The sequence below is a fragment of the Terrabacter carboxydivorans genome, assembly GCF_039532035.1.
Taxonomy (GTDB): Bacteria; Actinomycetota; Actinomycetes; order Actinomycetales; family Dermatophilaceae; genus Terrabacter; species Terrabacter carboxydivorans.
On record NZ_BAAARE010000013.1, the window covers coordinates 21,989 to 39,017 of the forward strand.

The 17,029-nt window shown below is 69.3% G+C and carries 15 protein-coding genes; 5 read left to right on the forward strand and 10 right to left on the reverse strand.

What is annotated here, in order from left to right:
* Window positions 1-16 precede the first annotated feature (16 nt).
* A complete protein-coding gene (locus ABD297_RS15045; RefSeq protein WP_344255846.1) occupies window positions 17-553 on the reverse strand; it encodes an FMN-binding protein in 537 nt (178 codons plus the stop codon).
* The gene (locus ABD297_RS15050) at window positions 550-2,016 is read right to left on the reverse strand and encodes a ferredoxin reductase family protein (protein WP_344255847.1); all 1,467 of its coding nucleotides are present in this window, start codon (window positions 2,014-2,016) and stop codon (window positions 550-552) included. The genes ABD297_RS15045 and ABD297_RS15050 overlap by 4 nt, the downstream gene beginning before the upstream one ends.
* Before the next feature lie 62 nt (window positions 2,017-2,078).
* Between ABD297_RS15050 and ABD297_RS15055 the strand changes: the two genes are divergently transcribed.
* Together ABD297_RS15055 and ABD297_RS15060 are read left to right on the forward strand one after the other, a co-directional pair.
* Window positions 2,079-2,750 carry a response regulator transcription factor gene (locus tag ABD297_RS15055; RefSeq protein WP_344255848.1) on the forward strand — a complete coding sequence of 224 codons (672 nt, stop codon included), beginning with the start codon at window positions 2,079-2,081 and terminating at the stop codon, window positions 2,748-2,750.
* Window positions 2,747-4,048: a sensor histidine kinase gene (locus ABD297_RS15060; protein ID WP_344255849.1), complete on the forward strand. Its 1,302-nt coding sequence runs from the start codon at window positions 2,747-2,749 to the stop codon at window positions 4,046-4,048. The genes ABD297_RS15055 and ABD297_RS15060 overlap by 4 nt, the downstream gene beginning before the upstream one ends.
* Before the next feature lie 503 nt (window positions 4,049-4,551).
* Here the strand turns inward: ABD297_RS15060 and ABD297_RS15065 are convergent.
* Entirely contained in the window at window positions 4,552-4,878 is a 327-nt protein-coding gene (locus ABD297_RS15065) for a hypothetical protein (protein WP_344255850.1), read from the reverse strand.
* A gap of 162 nt (window positions 4,879-5,040) precedes the next feature.
* Window positions 5,041-5,436: a hypothetical protein gene (locus tag ABD297_RS15070; protein ID WP_344255851.1), complete on the reverse strand. Its 396-nt coding sequence runs from the start codon at window positions 5,434-5,436 to the stop codon at window positions 5,041-5,043.
* Between ABD297_RS15070 and ABD297_RS15075 the strand changes: the two genes are divergently transcribed.
* Together ABD297_RS15075 and ABD297_RS15080 are read left to right on the forward strand one after the other, a co-directional pair.
* On the forward strand, window positions 5,426-9,946 hold the full coding sequence (locus ABD297_RS15075) for an OmpL47-type beta-barrel domain-containing protein (RefSeq protein WP_344255852.1): 4,521 nt from the start codon (window positions 5,426-5,428) through the stop codon (window positions 9,944-9,946). The two genes, ABD297_RS15070 and ABD297_RS15075, sit on opposite strands and share 11 nt — an antisense overlap.
* A gap of 112 nt (window positions 9,947-10,058) precedes the next feature.
* Window positions 10,059-10,361, forward strand: a complete 303-nt coding sequence (locus ABD297_RS15080) for a DUF6907 domain-containing protein (protein ID WP_344255853.1) — start codon at window positions 10,059-10,061, stop codon at window positions 10,359-10,361.
* On the opposite strand, the gene ABD297_RS15085 is transcribed toward ABD297_RS15080, so the two are convergent.
* The 6 genes from ABD297_RS15085 to nhaA all read right to left on the reverse strand — a co-directional run bounded on the left by ABD297_RS15085 (window position 10,339) and on the right by nhaA (window position 16,341).
* The gene (locus ABD297_RS15085; RefSeq protein ID WP_344255854.1) at window positions 10,339-10,977 is read right to left on the reverse strand and encodes a response regulator; all 639 of its coding nucleotides are present in this window, start codon (window positions 10,975-10,977) and stop codon (window positions 10,339-10,341) included. The genes ABD297_RS15080 and ABD297_RS15085 overlap by 23 nt on opposite strands.
* Complete coding sequence (locus tag ABD297_RS15090) at window positions 10,974-12,365, reverse strand: sensor histidine kinase (RefSeq protein ID WP_344255855.1); 1,392 nt, start codon at window positions 12,363-12,365, stop codon at window positions 10,974-10,976. The genes ABD297_RS15085 and ABD297_RS15090 overlap by 4 nt, the downstream gene beginning before the upstream one ends.
* Window positions 12,366-12,575: 210 nt before the next feature.
* Complete coding sequence (locus ABD297_RS15095) at window positions 12,576-13,409, reverse strand: serine hydrolase (protein ID WP_344255856.1); 834 nt, start codon at window positions 13,407-13,409, stop codon at window positions 12,576-12,578.
* A gap of 1 nt (window position 13,410) precedes the next feature.
* Entirely contained in the window at window positions 13,411-14,322 is a 912-nt protein-coding gene (locus ABD297_RS15100) for an alpha/beta fold hydrolase (RefSeq protein WP_344255857.1), read from the reverse strand.
* A gap of 21 nt (window positions 14,323-14,343) precedes the next feature.
* Complete coding sequence (locus ABD297_RS15105) at window positions 14,344-14,868, reverse strand: phage holin family protein (RefSeq protein WP_344255858.1); 525 nt, start codon at window positions 14,866-14,868, stop codon at window positions 14,344-14,346.
* Between the two features lie 99 nt (window positions 14,869-14,967).
* Window positions 14,968-16,341, reverse strand: coding sequence for a Na+/H+ antiporter NhaA (gene nhaA / locus ABD297_RS15110; protein WP_344255859.1), 1,374 nt, complete (start codon window positions 16,339-16,341; stop codon window positions 14,968-14,970).
* Window positions 16,342-16,663: 322 nt separating this feature from the next.
* Here nhaA and ABD297_RS15115 point away from each other — a divergent pair, with 322 nt between their 5' ends.
* Window positions 16,664-16,906, forward strand: coding sequence for a hypothetical protein (locus tag ABD297_RS15115; protein WP_344255860.1), 243 nt, complete (start codon window positions 16,664-16,666; stop codon window positions 16,904-16,906).
* The last annotated feature ends 123 nt before the right edge of the window (window positions 16,907-17,029 follow it).

Below are 17,029 nucleotides of genomic sequence, written 5' to 3' on the forward strand. Positions count from 1 at the left end.
GGTTCGGGGTGGGTTGTCAGCCCAGGTGGGCGGCGTCCAGCGCCGACTGGAGGCTCTGCTGGTAGGCCTCGCTCGTGTAGGTCGCACCGCTGACGGTGTCGATCTTGGCCGACTGCGCAGCCAGGGCCTCCTGGCGCAGGATCGGTGCGGCACCGGCGCTGATCGACACCGAGGTGCCGGAGCTGTCGGTCAGCTGGAGGGCGTGGACGTTGGTGATCTTCTTGCCCGTGAAGCTGACCCGCACCTGGACCGAGCCGTACTGCGTGCCGACGACGGCGCCGTCGACGGTGCCCGACTGGGGCGCCGCAGGGGCCTTGGACGACGAGCCGGACTTGGACCCGCTCGACGTGGAGCTGCCGGACGACTTGGTGGAGGTCGAGCTGCCGGACGGCTTGGGCGGTGCGGCCGCGACGGGCGTGCCGGCCTTGGCGCCGGACAGGACGTGGACGCCGCCGGCGACGGTGGCGTGCTTCGGGGTCAGTCCGGTGGCCCAGGACGCGCTGATCGTGACGATGCCGGCCAGGCCGACGAGAACGGTCGTTGCCTTCCTCACCAGGAGAACCTTTCGTCGTGGATGTGGGACTTGGGGATGCCGCCCTCGAGCAGGCTGTGGTGGACGAGGTCCATCCAGCGGCCGGGGCCGCAGACGTAGGCCTCGTGGCGACGCAGGTCGGGGACGAGCCCGGCGAGCCGCTTCGCGTCCGACGACGGTTCCCCGTTGCGGTGGCCGGGGGCTGCGGGCAGCCACGAACCCTGGACGGGCGGCCCGAGGAGCAGGTGCAGCTTGTGGCCGCCGACGTGCGTCAGGTGCTCGAGCTCGTCGCGGAGGGCGAGCTGCGAGGCGTCGTCGGCGCGGTAGACGACGGTGACGTCGCCGGGGCCGGCGTGGCCGTGGCGCACGAGCTCCTCGAGGATCGAGCGGACCGGTGTGACACCGATGCCGGCGGCGAGGAGCAGGACCCGCCGGCGGACGCGCTGGCGTGAGGTGAAGGCACCGTAGGGACCCTCGAAGAGGACGCGGGTGCCGGGGCGCAGGTGCGCCAGGCGGCTGGAGTGGTCGCCGAGCTCGCGCACGGTGATGCGCAGGCTACGGCCGTCGGGGGCGCTGGAGATCGACCACGGGTGCGCGGTCGCGAGCAGCCGGGGGCTGACGAAGCGCCAGTTGAGGTACTGCCCGGCACGGACCGGCAGGCGGTCGAGGTGGCGTCCCTTCATCCACACCGACCACACGCCGGGGGCCTCCTCGACGACGTCGGTGACGCGCAGCTGGTGACGCAGGCTGCGGATGACGGGCACGAGCAGCCGCCACCAGAGCACGCTGGCCGCGACGAGCACGAAGAGGGTCCACCAGTAGGTGGAGACCCACTGCGAGGCGGTGAAGTCCGAGCCCATCGAGAGCTCGTGCGGCACGGCGAGGACGACGGCGGCATACGAGGTCAGGTGCACGAGGTGCCACCACTCGTAGGACAGCCGGCGGCGGGCGATGCTGACCGAGGTCACGGCGATGACGACGAGCAGGGCCGTCGCGACGAACGCGAACAGCAGGTCGCTGCCGCCGGTGAGCAGGCGGAAGGACTCGACGACCGGGCCGAACGGGCCGTGCAGCTCGTCACGGGCCGCGTAGCCCAGGATGATGGCGCCGACGTGGACGAGCACGAGCGGCACGGTGACGCGCCCGAGGATGCGGTGCGCCTTGAGGGAGCGGTCCATGCCGTAGACGCGGTCGATCCACGGCACGCGCGCCGCGAGGAGCAGCTGGATGAGCAGCAGGTTCATCGCGACGAGGCCGGTGAGGCGCCCGACGGCGATGAGCGTGGTGCTGCCGGTGCCGGCGACCAGGTCGTGGCTGCCCCCGCCGAGGAGGAACTGCGCCACGACGGCGAGCAGGCTCGCGATGGCGAGGGTCTCGAGGAGGTCGCCCGTGCGGGCCTGCCAGCGGCGGAAGTTCGCGCCGGCACGCAGGGCTCGACGGACCCGGCTCGGGGTCCCGCGGTGTGGTGCGATGGTGGTGCTCACGTAGACGATCGTGGTCAGGCGATCTCAGAAAGTTATGAGACGTCGCAGAAAGGGTGAAACTCATGACCGTTCCGGTGCTGCGCCCGCGGCTGCTGCTCGTCGAGGACGACCCCGACCTGTCGCAGATGCTCGCCCAGCTGCTCGACGAGGAGGGGTATGCCGTGACGGCCGTCCGCGACGGCCAGGCCGGGTTGCACCGTGGGCTCGTCGACGACTGGGACGTGCTCGTCGTCGACCGTGGGCTGCCGGGCATCGAGGGGGTCGACCTCGTGACGCGGCTGCGCTCGCGGGGGCTGACCGCGCCCGTGCTCTTCCTCACGGCACGCGGGACCGTGGCCGACCGGGTCGAGGGGCTCGACGCGGGGGCGCAGGACTACGTCGTCAAGCCGTTCGACGTCGAGGAGGTGCTCGCGCGGCTGCGGGCCATGCTGCGGCCGGTCGGCGGCGCGGCCGGGGAGCTCACCGTCGGGGCGCGACGCCTCGTCGTCGGCGAGCAGCGGCTCGTCGGCGAGGACGGCGAGGTCATGCTGTCGGGCCGGGAGGCGCGGCTGCTCGAGACCTTGGCGCGCCGGCCGACGCGGGTCTTCACCCGCGACGAGCTGCTGACCGCGGCCTTCGACAACGCCGACACCCTGGGGGCGGTCGACACCTACGTCTACTACCTGCGGCGCAAGCTCGGGAAGTCGGTCATCGACACGGTGCACGGCGTCGGCTACCGGCTCGGCGCGTCGTGAGGACGCGACGCTCGCCGAGGTCGCTGGCGGGAGACGACCCGCTGCGCAAGGCATCACGGTCGGTGGCGCTGCGCGTCGGCGCGACGACGGCACTCGTCGTGCTGCTCGCCATCATCAGCACGGCGGTGATCTTCGACCGTCAGCAGCTCTCCGAGATCCGGTCGCGTACCGAGACGACGGCCCGCACGGCGGACGACGTCGTCGACTCGCCGCCGGGCATGTGGCTCGTCAAGCTGACCGACTCGGGTCACGAGGCGACGCGGACGATGCCGACGGACCTTCTCGCGCAGGTCGTCGCCTACGGCCGTGACATGTCCGGGCAGACGAGCTTCGAGGCCGGCGGGCGGATGTGGCCCGCGTGGGTCGACCAGCGCGAGGGGGCGAGCTACGTCGCCGTCTACGACTTCCGGCTCCACACGGGCGAGGAGCAGCGGCTGCTCATGTCGACGATCGCTGCCGGCATCGTCGGCGTGCTGCTCGCCGCGCTGACCGGGCTGCTCGCCGGGCGGCGCGCAGTGCGGCCGCTGGGTGAGGCGATGGAGCTGCAACGCCAGTTCGTCGCCGACGCCTCGCACGAGCTGCGCACGCCGCTCGCCGTCATCAGCACCCGGGCCCAGATGCTGAGGCGGCACGTCGCGGTGGACGCCGCGGCCGGTGGTGGCGACCCGGCGGCGGCGCGCCGCCTCGCCGAGGTCGACCAGCTCGTCCACGACACGCAGGCCATGGCCGACGTCGTGTCCGACCTGCTGCTCTCGGCGCAGCTCGAGCACGTCGACGAGGTGGCCGAGCGGGTCGACTTGGGGGCGCTCGCGTCCGAGGTCGTGACCTCGCTCATGCCGTATGCCGCCGAGCACGGGGTCACGCTCGTCGACGAGGGCGGTCAGGGCGCCGGTGTCAGGGCTGCGGCTGGGGGCGGTGGTGCGGTTGGTGCGGCGGCCGGTGCGCGCGTCGTGGAAGGCGTCGGGCCGAGCCTGCGGCGCTCGGTGCTGGCGCTCGTCGACAACGCGATCGCCCACTCCGACAAAGGATCCCGCGTCGAGGTGCGGTCGTCCGTCGCCGGCGACCAGGTGCGGGTCGACGTGATCGACCACGGGGAGGGCGTCGAGGTCGCGGACATCGACCGGCTCACACGACGCTTCTCCCGGGGCGACGGCGGCTCGGGAGGCCGACGCGTCGGCCTGGGCCTCGCCCTCGTGACCCAGATCGTCCGGTCGCACGGCGGCCGGCTCGACGTCGCCGACACCCCGGGTGGGGGAGCGACGTTCACGATCCTCATCCCCGCTGCTCCGGAGGACTGAACAGCAGGCCGTTCACCCGGTGACCCTCGGTTGGATGCGCTGATATCGCTGGCGTTTAGACATTTGAACGCGGGCGCTGAGCGTGGAGACGCCCGGCGTTTGGTTCGTTGAATGCCAAACCGGTCAGACTCTGCCCGAATCCCTCTTACGTTCCCTGTGTGCCGCGGGGGCGACGCACGCCAACACGTGTTGTTCAGATGAGGGGAAACAGGGATGAACGTCCGGAGGAGCGCGCCCCGCGTGGCGCAGCCACGTCGCATACGGGGTGCAAGGGGAGTCGCGCGGCGGCTTATCGCGGGGGCCGCGGTCTCCGGTCTGGTGATCGGTGGCATCAATGTGACGCCGAGCTTCGCCGCTTCGGCGGCCAGCGCGGTCTTTACCGGTGGGAACGGAACAGTTTCCAATAACGGAACGCTGTATGCCAAGCAAGGGGGTGCGCTGACTCTCACGGTCACCACCTCCAGCGACACGCAGTGCGTCGACGTCGCGGGGGCCATCACCGCTCACGCGGAGTCGGCGACCGCCAAGACGTCGTGGACGTTCACCGCCACAGCTCCTGCCGGGGAGGGGGTGCAGTCTGTCACTGCTGCTGCTTCGCCGATGAACAAGCAGGGGAAGTGCACCAGCCAATCGGCAACGGTGCAGGGCTCGTACATGCTTGACAACACAGGCCCCGTCGTTGCCGCGGCCTTGACCCCTGCCGCGAATGCAGCCGGCTGGAATAGGGACAACGTCACGGTGAAGTGGACGGCGACGGACACCGGCTCAGGAGTGTCAGTTGTGCAGCCGTTCCAGACCGACAGCGTCTCCAGCAACGGCATCAGCATCATGACCGCGCCCGGGCAGACCGATCGCCTCGGCAATGCGGGCGCGAGTGGCTCCGTGACGGTCCGAGTCGATAAGGCTGCACCGACCATCACGGCTGCGCAGACGCAGAACGCCGATGGAACGACCACTGTCACCTTCACCTGCGCCGACTCGAACTCCGGCGGTCAGGGTTCCGGCATCGCCTCCTGTGTAGCCGACGGCACCAGCCCGGCCTCGACCTCGAAGACCGTCCCGGGCGGCACTACGGTGACCGGCACGGCGACCGACAACGCGGGCAACACCGCCACCGCAACGTCCACCGCTCCGCAGTCGGACAAGACGGCGCCGACCATCAGCCACTCTGTCACGCCGGCTCCGAACGCGGCCGGGTGGAACAAGGCTGACGCGACCGTCACGTTCAGCTGCGCGGACGAGACTGGCGGCTCGGGTCTTGCGTCCTGCGTCGCGGACGGCAGCACCACGACCTCCAGGACGATCAGCACCGAGACGAACGGCACGCTCGTCAGCGGTACCGCCACCGACAAGGCCGGCAACAAGGCCACCGACTCCGTGACGGTCAAGCTCGACAAGACCAACCCGACCATCACCGCGACCGCCAACGGCACCAAGGACGCCGCCGGGTGGTACAAGGACGACGTCACGGTGAGCTACACCGCGAGCGATGCGCTGTCCGGCATCAGCGGCATTCCAGCTTCGAAGGTCCTCACCGAGGGTGCGGACCAGAGCGCCAGTGCCACCGTCACGGACGCCGCGGGCAACTCGGCAAGTGCCGGCGTCACCGGAATCAACATCGACAAGACCCCGCCGGTTCTCAGCGGTTCGTTCCCCAGCGGCTGGCAGAAGGATGATGTGACCGTCACCTGGACCTGCACCGATGTCCTTTCGAAGGTCGCGAGCGCACCCAGCAACGACGTGGTCAAGGGTGAGGGCTCGAACCTCTCCTCGACGGCCACCTGCGCCGACAACGCCGGCAACAGCACCACCAAGACGGTCTCCGGCATCCAGATCGACCGCACCGCCCCCAACACGGGGATCAGTGGCACGTCGAACACCTGGGTCAGCGGCGACGTCGACGTCACCCTGTCGGCCACCGACAACGGCTCCGGCGTCGCCTCGACGACGTACTCGGTCGACGGCGGCGCGCAGCAGACCGGGACGAGCTTCAAGCTGTCCACGGAGGGCGACCACACGGTGACGTTCTTCAGCACCGACGTGGCCGGCAACGCGGAGACCGCGAAGACCGTCCACGTTCTCATCGACAAGACCTCGCCGACCATCGGCCACGGCTTCACTCCGACGTCGTACACGGACGGGGCGTGGACGAACAAGGACGTGTCGGTGAGCTTCACGTGTGCCGACCTCGGCGGCTCGGGCATCGCCAGCTGCGCCGGCGACGCCACCGTGACCACCGAGGGCACCGGCCAGGAGGTCGTGGGGACGGTCAAGGACGGCGCGGGGAACTCGGCGACGGACACCGCGCTGGTGAGCATCGACAAGACGGCTCCCGTCATCGAGGGCGCGACGGACCGCGAGGCGAACGCCGACGGCTGGTACAAGAACGACGTGACGGTTCGCTTCACCGCGAACGACGACCGGTCGGGCGTCGTTTCGACGACGGCCGACAAGGTGCTCGGTCAGGGTGCGGCGCAGACGGTCACCGGCACAGCAACGGACGCCGCGGGCAACTCTGCAGACGCCACCGTGTCGGGCATCAACATCGACAAGACCCCGCCGGTGCTCGCCGGCTCGTTCCCCAGCGGCTGGCACGCGGGCGACGTGACAGTCGGCTGGGCCTGCACCGACTCTCTCTCGGGTCCGGCCGCGCAGCCTGCTGACTCCGAGGTCACGGGTGACGGCGGCAACCTGTCCGCCACCGCGACCTGCACCGACAAGGCCGGCAACAGCACCACCACGACGGTCAGCGGCATCCAGATCGACCGGACGGCTCCCTCGACCTCTGCGTCGGTGTCGGGCACCGTGAAGAACGGTTGGTACAACGCCGACGTCAGCTTCTCGCTGGACGGCAGCGACAACCTGTCCGGCGTGGCTGGCACGTTCTACTCGATCGACGGCGGTGCGGCGCAGGCCTACAACGACCTTGTCGTCATCGGCACGAACGGCACGCACACAGTGACGTACTGGAGCACCGACAAGGCCGGCAACGTCGAGGACAAGGGCGGTAACAGCATTACCCTCAAGGTCGACAAGACCCCGCCGACCCTTGACGGGCAGGCCACGGCGAACCCGAATGACCAGGGTTGGTATCAAGGGGACGTCACGGTCGCCTGGACCTGCGGGGATAGCGGCGGCTCCGGACTGGACGCGGGCTGCCCGGCTGACAGCACGATCTCCGGTGAGGGAAAGAACCTGAGCGCCAGCGCCTCGATCAGTGACCTGGCCGGCAATGTCACGAACACGACCGTCAAGGGCATCAACATCGACACCACCACGCCGACGACGACCGCCACAGCGCCGGACGTTCCGGCCAGCGGTTGGTACCGCGACGCGGTCACGGTGACCTTGACTGGACACGACAACCTGTCGCAGGTGGCTACCACCTACTACAGCGTCGACGGCGGGGACGCCCAGACGTATGCCGGCCCTTTCGCCTTCGGGACCGAGGGCACGCACGACATCGCCTTCTGGAGCATCGACAATGCGGGCAACATCGAGACGGCCGGTGCACCGATCATCCTGAGCATCGACAAGACGGCTCCGACGACCACGGTCATCAACCCGATCTCGCCGGACAGTGGCTGGTTCGTGACCAGTGGTATCCCGGTCGCCTTCCAGGCTTCTGACAAGGCCGGAGGCTCGGGAGTCGCGGCGACGTACTACACGATCGACGGTGGTGAGAGGCAGACCTACGGCGAGCCGTTCACGGCCGACCTGTCGACCGGCACGCACACGATCACCTACTGGAGCGTCGACCTCGCCGGCAACGAGGAGGCGCACGAGAGCACCAACACCGTCCAGGTGAAGGTGGACACGATCGCGCCGACCATCATTGCCACGCGGACCCCGGCCAACTCGTTCGGCTGGAACAACAGCGACGTCAAGGTGACGTTCAGCTGCACCGACACCGACTCGGGCATCAACGGGATCGTGGGCTGTGGTCCCGACCAGACCGTGTCCAGCGAGGGTGACAACCAGTCGATCCAGGGCGACACCCAGGACGTGGCCGGTAACAAGAGCTCCGTGACGGTCGACAAGATCCGCATCGACAAGACCGCTCCGTCGCTGACCGGCGCCCCCACGGGTGACTCCAACGGTGGCGAGTGGTACCGCGGCGACGTCTCGGTCTCCTGGGCCGGCGTCGATGGCCTCTCTGGCATCGACCCGGCCACGCAACCGGCCAACAGCACGATCACGGGCGAGGGCCGCTACCTAGGCGCCTCGGCCAAGATCAGCGACAAGGCCGGGAACGAGGGCACGGGTTCCATCGCAGGCGTCAAGATCGACCGCACCCCGCTGGACATCACGACACAGCTTCCCGCCGGCAAGAATGCCGCCGGCTGGTACCGCGGCGACGTCACGGTCGGGTTCAGCTGCACCGACCCGATTCTGGCCGATGGCAACGCCGGCTCCGGCGTAGGTCACTGCCCGTCCGACGCGGTGGTCTCCGGTGACGGAGTCAACCAGAGCGTGACCAGCGAGAACGCCGTCGACATCGCGGGGAACACGAACACCAAGACGGTGTCCGGGATCAACATCGACGGTCACGAGCCCCAGACCAAGGCGGACAACCAGTGTACGGCCACCAACGGCTACTGCACTGGTTCCACCGCCGCGGTCCTGCTCGACGCCACCGACGTCGGCCCGTCCGGCGTCAAGGAGATCCACTACACCGTGAACGGCGGAACCGAGCAGGTGGCGGCGGGTGCGAGCACGTCGGTCAGCGTCCCGCTGAGCGGCACCGGTACGGCGAGCGTCAGCTACTACGCGGTCGACAACGCCGGCAACGTGGAGCGTTCCCAAGCGGTTGCGCTGAAGTACGACAACATCGCCCCGACGGTGACCCACACGGTCAATCCGAAGGCGAACGCGTCGGACTGGAACAACAGTGACGTCACGGTGCACTTCGACGCGACGGACACCGACCCGGGCTCGGGCATTGCCGCCGGCAGCGTCACCCCGGACCAGGTGATCAGCACCGAGACCAGCACCACCGGCCTCGTCGTCAACGGCTCGGCCAAGGACACTGCGGGCAACACGGGCACTGACTCGGTGACCATCAAGCTCGACAAGACCAAGCCGTCCATCAGCGGTTCGGTCGTCAGTGGCACCATCGGCAAGAACGGCTGGTACGTCAGCCCTGTGAAGGTCCACTTCACCTGCGCCGATGCCCTGTCGGATGTGGCTTCCTGCCAGGACGACGTGACGCTGTCGAACAACGGGGCCGGCCAGTCCGCCAACGGGTCGGCGAAGGACTTTGCCGACAACGTAGGCACTGGCTCCGTGACGGGGATCAACATCGACAACGAGAACCCGACGATCACCAAGGTCAACGTGTCCAACGGGTTTTACACGCTCGGTGCGGCCCCGGCCGCAACGTGCGACGCGACCGACAGCTTCTCCGGCCTGGACACCTGCAAGGTGACCGTCACCGGCGGCACGGCCAACGGCGTGGGCACGTTCGGCTGGACGGCGACCGCCACCGACAAGGCCGGCAACAGCGTCAGCCAGACGGGCAGCTACAAGGTCGTCTACAGGTTCGACGGGTTCCTGCAGCCGATCAACGATACGGCGCACCAGGTCGGCACCTCGACCAGCGTCTTCAAGGCCGGCAGCACCATCCCGGTCAAGTTCCAGCTGATGAACGCTGCCGGCCAGGCGGTCCAGTCGGCGACAGCTCCGGTCTGGCTGACGCCGGTAAAGGGTGGGGCGATGTCGCTGCCGATCTGTGAGACGGTCCAGACCGTCACGGCGGACAGTGGCTCGACCTTCAAGTACGACACCGGGCAGTACATCTACAACTGGAAGACGCCGAGCACTGGTGGGAACTACTACCAGATCGGTGTGAAGCTCGATGACGGCCAGACGTACTACGTCAACATCGGCCTTCGCTGAGGTACCGCTCCTGAGCCCCTCGCGGGGATGAGGAGGACAGGGGAGGGCCCCGCGTCACACGACGCGGGGCCCTTTCTCCCAACGGCCAGCATCTCCGGAAGAGAGGGATGGCATGACCACCACCACGAAGCAGGCGAAGGCGGCTCGGCCCGCCGACTGCCCGACATGGTGTGTGCAGAGACACGGCATACGGCACGCGGAGGACGACGCGATCCACGTGAGTGGGGAGCTGCTGGTCAGTGGGACGTCGCTGCGGCTCTGCACGACGGTCGATCCCTCGACGCTGCATGCGGATGGACCCTACGTGCTCGTGGGCGGTGAGGAGTACACGCTGCACGAGGCGGATGCGCTCATCGACGCGCTGACGCAGCTCGTCGACGAGGGGCTGGGCCTCATTCGCCGCGCAGGAGCCTGAAGGCGCTCTCGCGGTCCTTGACGCGTAGCTTCTTGAGGACCGACGACACGTGGACGCGCACGGTCGTGGCCGAAAGGAAGAGGCGTCGCGACACCTCTTCTGTTGAGAGACCCTGGCCCAGCATCTCCATGACCTCCCACTCGCGAGCGCTCAGCTTGGCGGCCGCTGTGCTGCGACGGCCGAACCGCCTTTTGGCGGGCGCGCGGAACTCGTCCATGATGCGCGCGACGAGCCGAGGCGGCATGGCGGCTTCGCCGTCGACGACGCCACGGAGCTTGTCTGCCAACGTCGCCGGGTCGGTGTCCTTGAGGAGGTAGCCGGACGCGCCGGCGCGCAGAGAGTCGAAGAGGTCGTCGTCCTCGGCCGACTGCGTGAGCATGACGACAACGACCTCGGGGGCGCCGCGGACGATGTCTCCAGCTGCCTGTATGCCGCTGCCGGGCATGTGGATGTCCAGCAGGGCCACGTCGGGGCGGAGCTCTAAAGCGAGCCGAACGGCCTCCTCTGCGGTTGAGCCCTCCCCGCACACCTCGCAGCCGGTCTGCTCGAGGGCATCGCGCACGCGACCGCGCATGCGCGCGTGGTCGTCGGCGAGGACCACGCGAAGGGCGGTCACCAGGTCACCGCCACGGTGGTGCCGCGGCCCGGCGCGGAGTCGATGTTCAAGGCGCCGCGTACGGATGAAGCCCGTTCCTCCATGCTCGTCAGCCCGTAGCCCCCCGTGTGTCCACGCACGGCTGCCAGGTCAAACCCGTCGCCTTCGTCCTGGACGACGAGCCGGCGCTGCTGACCATTGCGGTCGAGGCGCAACCGCACGCGGTCCGTACGACCGTGCCGGATCGCGTTGGACACCGCCTCACGCGTGATCCGAATGAGGGCGTGACGTTGATCCGCGTCTGCTTGGACCGAGTCGTCCAGCTCGACCTCGAGGCTCGCGTCGTAGCGGTCCGCGACCTGGCGGGCGGCACGGTGCAGGACGAAGCCGAGGGCTTCGTCGCCGCTTCGGCCCAGCGCGTCGACGGCGCCCCGGGCTTCGTCCAGAGCCCGGTCGCAGGAGGCGAGGATGCGCTCGCGCCTGCTCGGGTCCCCAGTGATCGTCAGGGTCTCGACCCTGATGTAACCGAGCTCCTGGACGACGCCGTCGTGCAGCTCGCGAGCGAGGCGGCGCCGGTCCTCGAGGACGGCAGCCTGTGCCTGCATCGTCCAGTAGCGGCGGATCTCGCGGCCAGCGCCGACAAGAAGGACGGCATACGAGGCGGTGCGCAGCAGGTCGCCGGTGTACAGCCAGTCGCTGTAGAGCGAGGGGAAAAGGAGATAGTTGAGGCGCGCAAAGGCGGCGAGGGCGAACGCGGGTCCCAGCCACCGGATCAGCTCGTCGCGACCTCCAGCGCCGGGACGTGCCGTGACCGCAAATGCCACAGAGGCAGCGGCGAAGCTCAGCGCTGTGAGGGCGTGCGCGCCGAGCAGCCACGGGTGTCCCGCGATGACTGGATGCTGAGCCGAGGCCGGTGGTGTCTGAGCCAGAGCCAGCGGCAGCGAGTCTCGCAGTCCCCACGTGACGAGAAGCCCGACGAGGACCGTGCCCCACGGCAGCAGCTTCAGTGGACGACTCCATGGCCCTGCTGGTCGACGGGCACGTGTCAGGGAGGCGGCGAGGACCAGTGCGGCACCGACGACCCGAGTGGCCACAGGCAGCCACACGCCGCCACGGTCATCATCGAGGCCCAGCAGTCGCAGCGCGAACGTCAGCCCGATGCCTGCCAGTCCGAGCATCAGCAGCCCATCGGCCAGGAGGAGATCCTGAAGACGGCCCGTCCGTGTGTATCTGCCCAGGAGGAGGTAGGCGACGAGCAGGGCCACACCCGTGTCGAGGGAGTCGAGGACGAGGTGAAGGTCGGGACTGTGGTACGCGAAGAGGAGGTAGGGAGTGCCCAGGATCGCGGCGGTGACCGCTGCGCCGGTGGCCCATCCGAGGAGAGTGGGGATGGAGCTGGAAGCGCTCACCTCGCGGGCTGGTCCTCGATGACCGGCCCTCCCCATCTGGCACATGACGCGGAGTTTAGGTTGGTAATTTGACGCGCTATTAGGGATTCATGCTTTTGCCTCCGCAAGCGGAGGAATTGCATTTTTCGAAATATCCCAATGCGTACAAAATCGGGCAAAAAAGGCGCATCAATGAGGGCTGTGGGCGCCCTCGGCCTTGACGTCGGAGCCCTACTCCCGCACCTGGTTCAGGACGTGTTCGCCGAGGTGGCGCATCCCGCGCAGGACGGCCCAGACCGTGAGGTGGTCGAGGGTCGTGCCGGGCGAGGGCTCCCAGTTGGCGATGGCGGCCCACGTCACCGTGCGGTCGCCCGTCGTCACGGCTCCGACGTCGGCCCGCACCCCGGCATCCGTGCCGGTCTTGTTCCACAGCGTGGTCGGCAGCTCAAGTGACGAGTGGTGCGCGATGGGGTCGAGCCCGCCCTGCTCGACAAGGGCCGAGCCGACCATCGACTGGTCGACGTTCGCCGAGAGCCATTGCCGCACAAGTCGATCCGCGTCAGGACCCACCGCGGTGTCAGTGGCCAGCCGGCTCATGAGCTGGCTCAGCTCGGCGGCCGTTCCGGTCGAGAGGGTCGGAGGGTGGTCGACGCCACGGACGTCACGGACCTGGTCGTGCAGCGCGGTGGCGCGCAGGCCGAGGGCCGTGGCGCGCGCGGCGACCTCGGCGAGCCCCACCCGCTGGAGCAGGACGTTGGTCGCGAGGTTGTCGGAGACGGCGCCCACGAGGGCTGCGACGTCGATGAGCGGGAGTGCCTCGACCGAGAGCGTGTGCCACAGGCCGGAGTCGCCGACCCACAGGTCGACGGAGCGGGTCAGTGGCTCGTCGGGGGAGACCTCGCCCGCGGCGATGAGCCGGGCCGTCTCGATCAGGAGCAGCACCTTGCCGACGGACGCCGTGCGCAAGGAAAGGTCGGCACCCGCCGAGGCAAGCGGCATCCCTGATCCGTCACGGACGCAGACCGACCACGTGACTCCGCCGGCGTCCGGGAGGTCGAGCTCCATGTCAGGCAAGGGATCCGAGCCACTTGATGAGCTCGGCGTTCACCTGGTCCGGGGCCTCTTCGGTGAGGAAGTGCCCGGCGCCCGGGACCTTGACCTGGCGGAACTCGCCGGGGACGAAGGCGCCGGAGCCGTGGTTGACGCCCGCGATGACACAGCCGTCCTCGGCGCCCTGCAGCTGCAGCACGGGGACGCGGATCGCGTGACGGATGCGGCGCATGAAGAGCGGTCCGTCGGGGCGGACCGACGAGCGTCCGAGCCAGCGGTAGTGCTCCGCCGCCGAGTGGGCCACGAAGGGGATCATCATGCCGTCGCCGTAGCGGGCGATGTCCTCGGTCGTGGGGAACGTGCCGAGCGGGGAGGCCCACGCCCGAAGCAGGCCCGCGACGTAGTCATGCGACCGCGCCATCTCCCGCTCGGGGGCGAAGGGCTTCTGCAGCCCGGCGATCCAGCCCGACGCCCGGCGCTGCTTGGGGTTGGACCAGGTCGTATGCCGCATGATCCGCGGGTGCGGCATGGACAGTGAGGCGATGGCCCGGGTGACGTCGGGTCGGAAGGTCGGCATGCACCAGGCGATCCAGCCGCCGAGCCCCTGACCCATGACGACGGCGTCCTTCTCACCGAGCGCGCGGATCACGCTCGCGGCGTCGAGGGTCGCCATGTAGGTGTCGTAACCACGGGGTGGCTTGTCGCTGCCGCCGTAGCCGCGCAGGTCCATGGCCGCGACGTGGTAGCCGGCGGCGGCGAGGGCGACCATCTGGTGGCGCCACGCGTACCAGAACTGCGGGAAGCCGTGGAGCATGAGCACGAGCGGCCCCTCGCCCATCTCGGCGACGTGGAAGCGGGCGCCGTTGGCGGAGACGTAGCGGTGCTCCCAGGGTCCGTCGATGTTGACGAAGGCAGCGTCGACGGACATGGGTGAGGGGAGGAGGTGGCGTCAGGCGTCGCGCGACGGGTTCGGCGCGCTCGCTGCCGAGCCGTTGCCCGAGGAGGTGACGGGTGCGACGGCGGGCAGATCCTTGCGGTCCCACTCGGGGCGCGGGGCCGGGACCGTCGTGCCCGGGTGCTCTGCAGCCGACTTCAGCGCGGCCACCGTCGTCTGGGCCTCGGCGATCGTCTTCTCCGGAGTCGGCTTGACCGTCTTCATCTTCCTGACGCCGAGCAGGGCGAGGACGCCCGCGACGAGCAGCATGAAGACGGTGACGATGAGGAAGCTGAGCCATCGCGGCAGGCCGAGCGCCTCGATGCCCTCGGCGATGGTGGTGAAGATGAAGTAGACGGAGTAGAAGCCGATGACGGCTGCTCCTGCGAGCAGACCTCCGCCCAGACCGGCCTTCTTGACCTGCACCGAGACCTCGGCCTTGGCCAGGGCGATCTCGCTGCGAACCAGCGTCGAGAGGTCCTGGGTCGCAGACGCGACCAGCTGGCCCAGTGTCCGCTCCTGCCGGGGATCCGTGCTCATCGGCTCACTTCCTCGGTACTCGTTGGTGACTACGCGGTCGCGCCTACCAGGTGCAACCCTACTGCGCAGTCCCTACCCGAACGCGCAGGGCAGCCACCATCAGGCGGGATCGAGGCGCGCCCCCTCCTCGTACACGTCCGGAACGCCGTCCTGGTCCGCATCAGCCGTCTCTCGGGCCTCGACCAGTCGGTAGTGGCGGTTGCGGATCCTCAGGACGACCGTAGCGAGCAGCGCTGCGATGAGACTGCCGCAGAGGACCGCGAGCTTGACGTGGTCGTCGCGCTCCGAGCCGCTGCCGAAGGCGAGCTCGCCGACCAACAGGCTGACGGTGAACCCGACCCCGGCGAGCACCGAGAGGCCGAGGACGTCGGTCCACGCCAGGTCCTCGTCGAGCTCCGCGCGCGTGAAGCGAGCCACGGCCCAGGTGCCGCCGAGGATGCCGACGGCCTTGCCCACGACGAGACCGACGACGACGCCGATCGCCGCAGGGTCGCGCACGGCGGCGCCGAACCCGCCTCCGACCACGGTCACGCCAGCGGCGAAGAACGCGAAGACCGGCACGGCGAAGCCGGCTGAGAAGGGGCGGATCTTGTGCTCGATGCGCTCGGCGAGCGAGTGCCGGTCGGGGTCGTCCTCGACCTCGCGGTTGACGGGGACGAGCAGGCCGAGCAGGACACCCGCGACGGTCGCGTGGACGCCGCTCGAGTGGACGAAGGCCCAGGCGAGCAGGGCAGGGACGGCGAGGACGAGGGGATTGGTGATCTTCCGCTTGAGCAGCAGGCGCCACGCCGCCAGGGGCACGACGGCCGCGAGCAGCCACAGCAGGTTCACGGTGTCGGTGTAGAAGACGGCGATGATCGTGATCGCGATGAGGTCGTCGACCACGGCGAGGGTCAGCAGGAACGAGCGCAGGGCGCTCGGGAGGTGAGTGCCGATCACGGCGAGGACCGCGAGGGCGAAGGCGATGTCGGTCGCCGTCGGGATGGCCCAGCCGCGGAGTATGCCGCCCAGCTCGCTCGCGCTGTCGCCCCGGCTCATCAGCATGGCCGTGACGACGAACAGGATCGCGGGCAGCGCGACCCCGCAGACCGCCGCAGCGATGGGGAGTGCCGCCTTGCGACGGTCGGACAGGTCGCCGGCGACGAACTCGCGCTTGAGCTCTATGCCGGCGACGAGGAAGAAGACCGCGAGCAGGCCGTCGGCGGCCCAGGTCGCGAGCGACAGGTCGAGGTGCAGGGCGTGCGGGCCGATCACCGTGTCGCGCAGGCTCGCATAGCCGTCGCGCCATGGCGAGTTCGCCCAGACGAGTGCCGCCACGGCGGCGGCGAGCAGGATCGCCCCGCCCACCGTCTCGGCACGCAGGAGGTCGGCGACGTAGCGCGCCTCGCGCCAGCTGCCGCGTCCGAGGAGCCGGTTGCCGGCGTCGCCTCGGGATGGTGTCGGCGGGGTGGCGGTGGGGTGCGGGTCGCTCACCTTGGGGTCCCTTCAGGGGATGGGTCATGGGCCGCCGACCAGACTTCCCGGCACACCATGGCCACTCGCGTCGTCGCCGTGAGCCACCCCGATCCTATCGACCGGGCCGCGCCGGTCTCGGGGGCGTTCCGGGAGCCGGACGCCGAGGCGCCGACGCGGAGCCGGCCTGTCAGGAGCGCGCAGGGTGTCCGAACGGCGGAATCCACTGCGCCCACGGCAAATCGGACTAATTAGACATCGGTGGATTAGGGACGGTCGCCGGCTCTAGATTGAGCCACGGGAGGGGGGCTCCCGTACGGGTGAGTGATGTGGGGGTTTGACGATGAACGACAAGCCAGCAGGTTGGTACTACGTCGGCGACGGCACGCTTCGCTACCGCGACGACTACGGCTGGACCGAGTACTACATGGACACCAAGGACCCGCGCGCCCAGGACTGGCCGCCGCCCAAGCCCAAGACGATGCTCGCCCAGCTCCGCGAGGACGAGGCGGCGCGTTCCATGGCTGCGGCGCACCGTGGCTCCCGCGTGTCGACGCTCTTCGGACGTAGGCGCGCCCGGCACTGAGTGTCGGTCTGACGGGCCCGAGGTGGTGCCGTCAGGATTCCGCCATTTGCCTGCGGACCTGAGCGAATCTGGGAAATACTCCACCGCTGAGGGGCCTGGAGATCCCTCCACAGGGATATTCAG

Bases quoted from the DNA above. Each gene is read 5' to 3' on its own strand.
- ABD297_RS15080 (WP_344255853.1), top strand. From the start codon at position 10,059: ATGACCACCACCACGAAGCAGGCGAAGGCGGCTCGGCCCGCCGACTGC.
- ABD297_RS15065 (WP_344255850.1), bottom strand. From the start codon at position 4,878: ATGATGCTGATGCCGTTGCTGGAGACGCTGTCGGTCTGGAACGGCTGC.
- ABD297_RS15115 (WP_344255860.1), top strand. From the start codon at position 16,664: ATGAACGACAAGCCAGCAGGTTGGTACTACGTCGGCGACGGCACGCTT.
- ABD297_RS15100 (WP_344255857.1), bottom strand. From the start codon at position 14,322: ATGTCCGTCGACGCTGCCTTCGTCAACATCGACGGACCCTGGGAGCAC.
- ABD297_RS15055 (WP_344255848.1), top strand. From the start codon at position 2,079: ATGACCGTTCCGGTGCTGCGCCCGCGGCTGCTGCTCGTCGAGGACGAC.
- ABD297_RS15105 (WP_344255858.1), bottom strand. From the start codon at position 14,868: ATGAGCACGGATCCCCGGCAGGAGCGGACACTGGGCCAGCTGGTCGCG.
- ABD297_RS15095 (WP_344255856.1), bottom strand. From the start codon at position 13,409: ATGGAGCTCGACCTCCCGGACGCCGGCGGAGTCACGTGGTCGGTCTGC.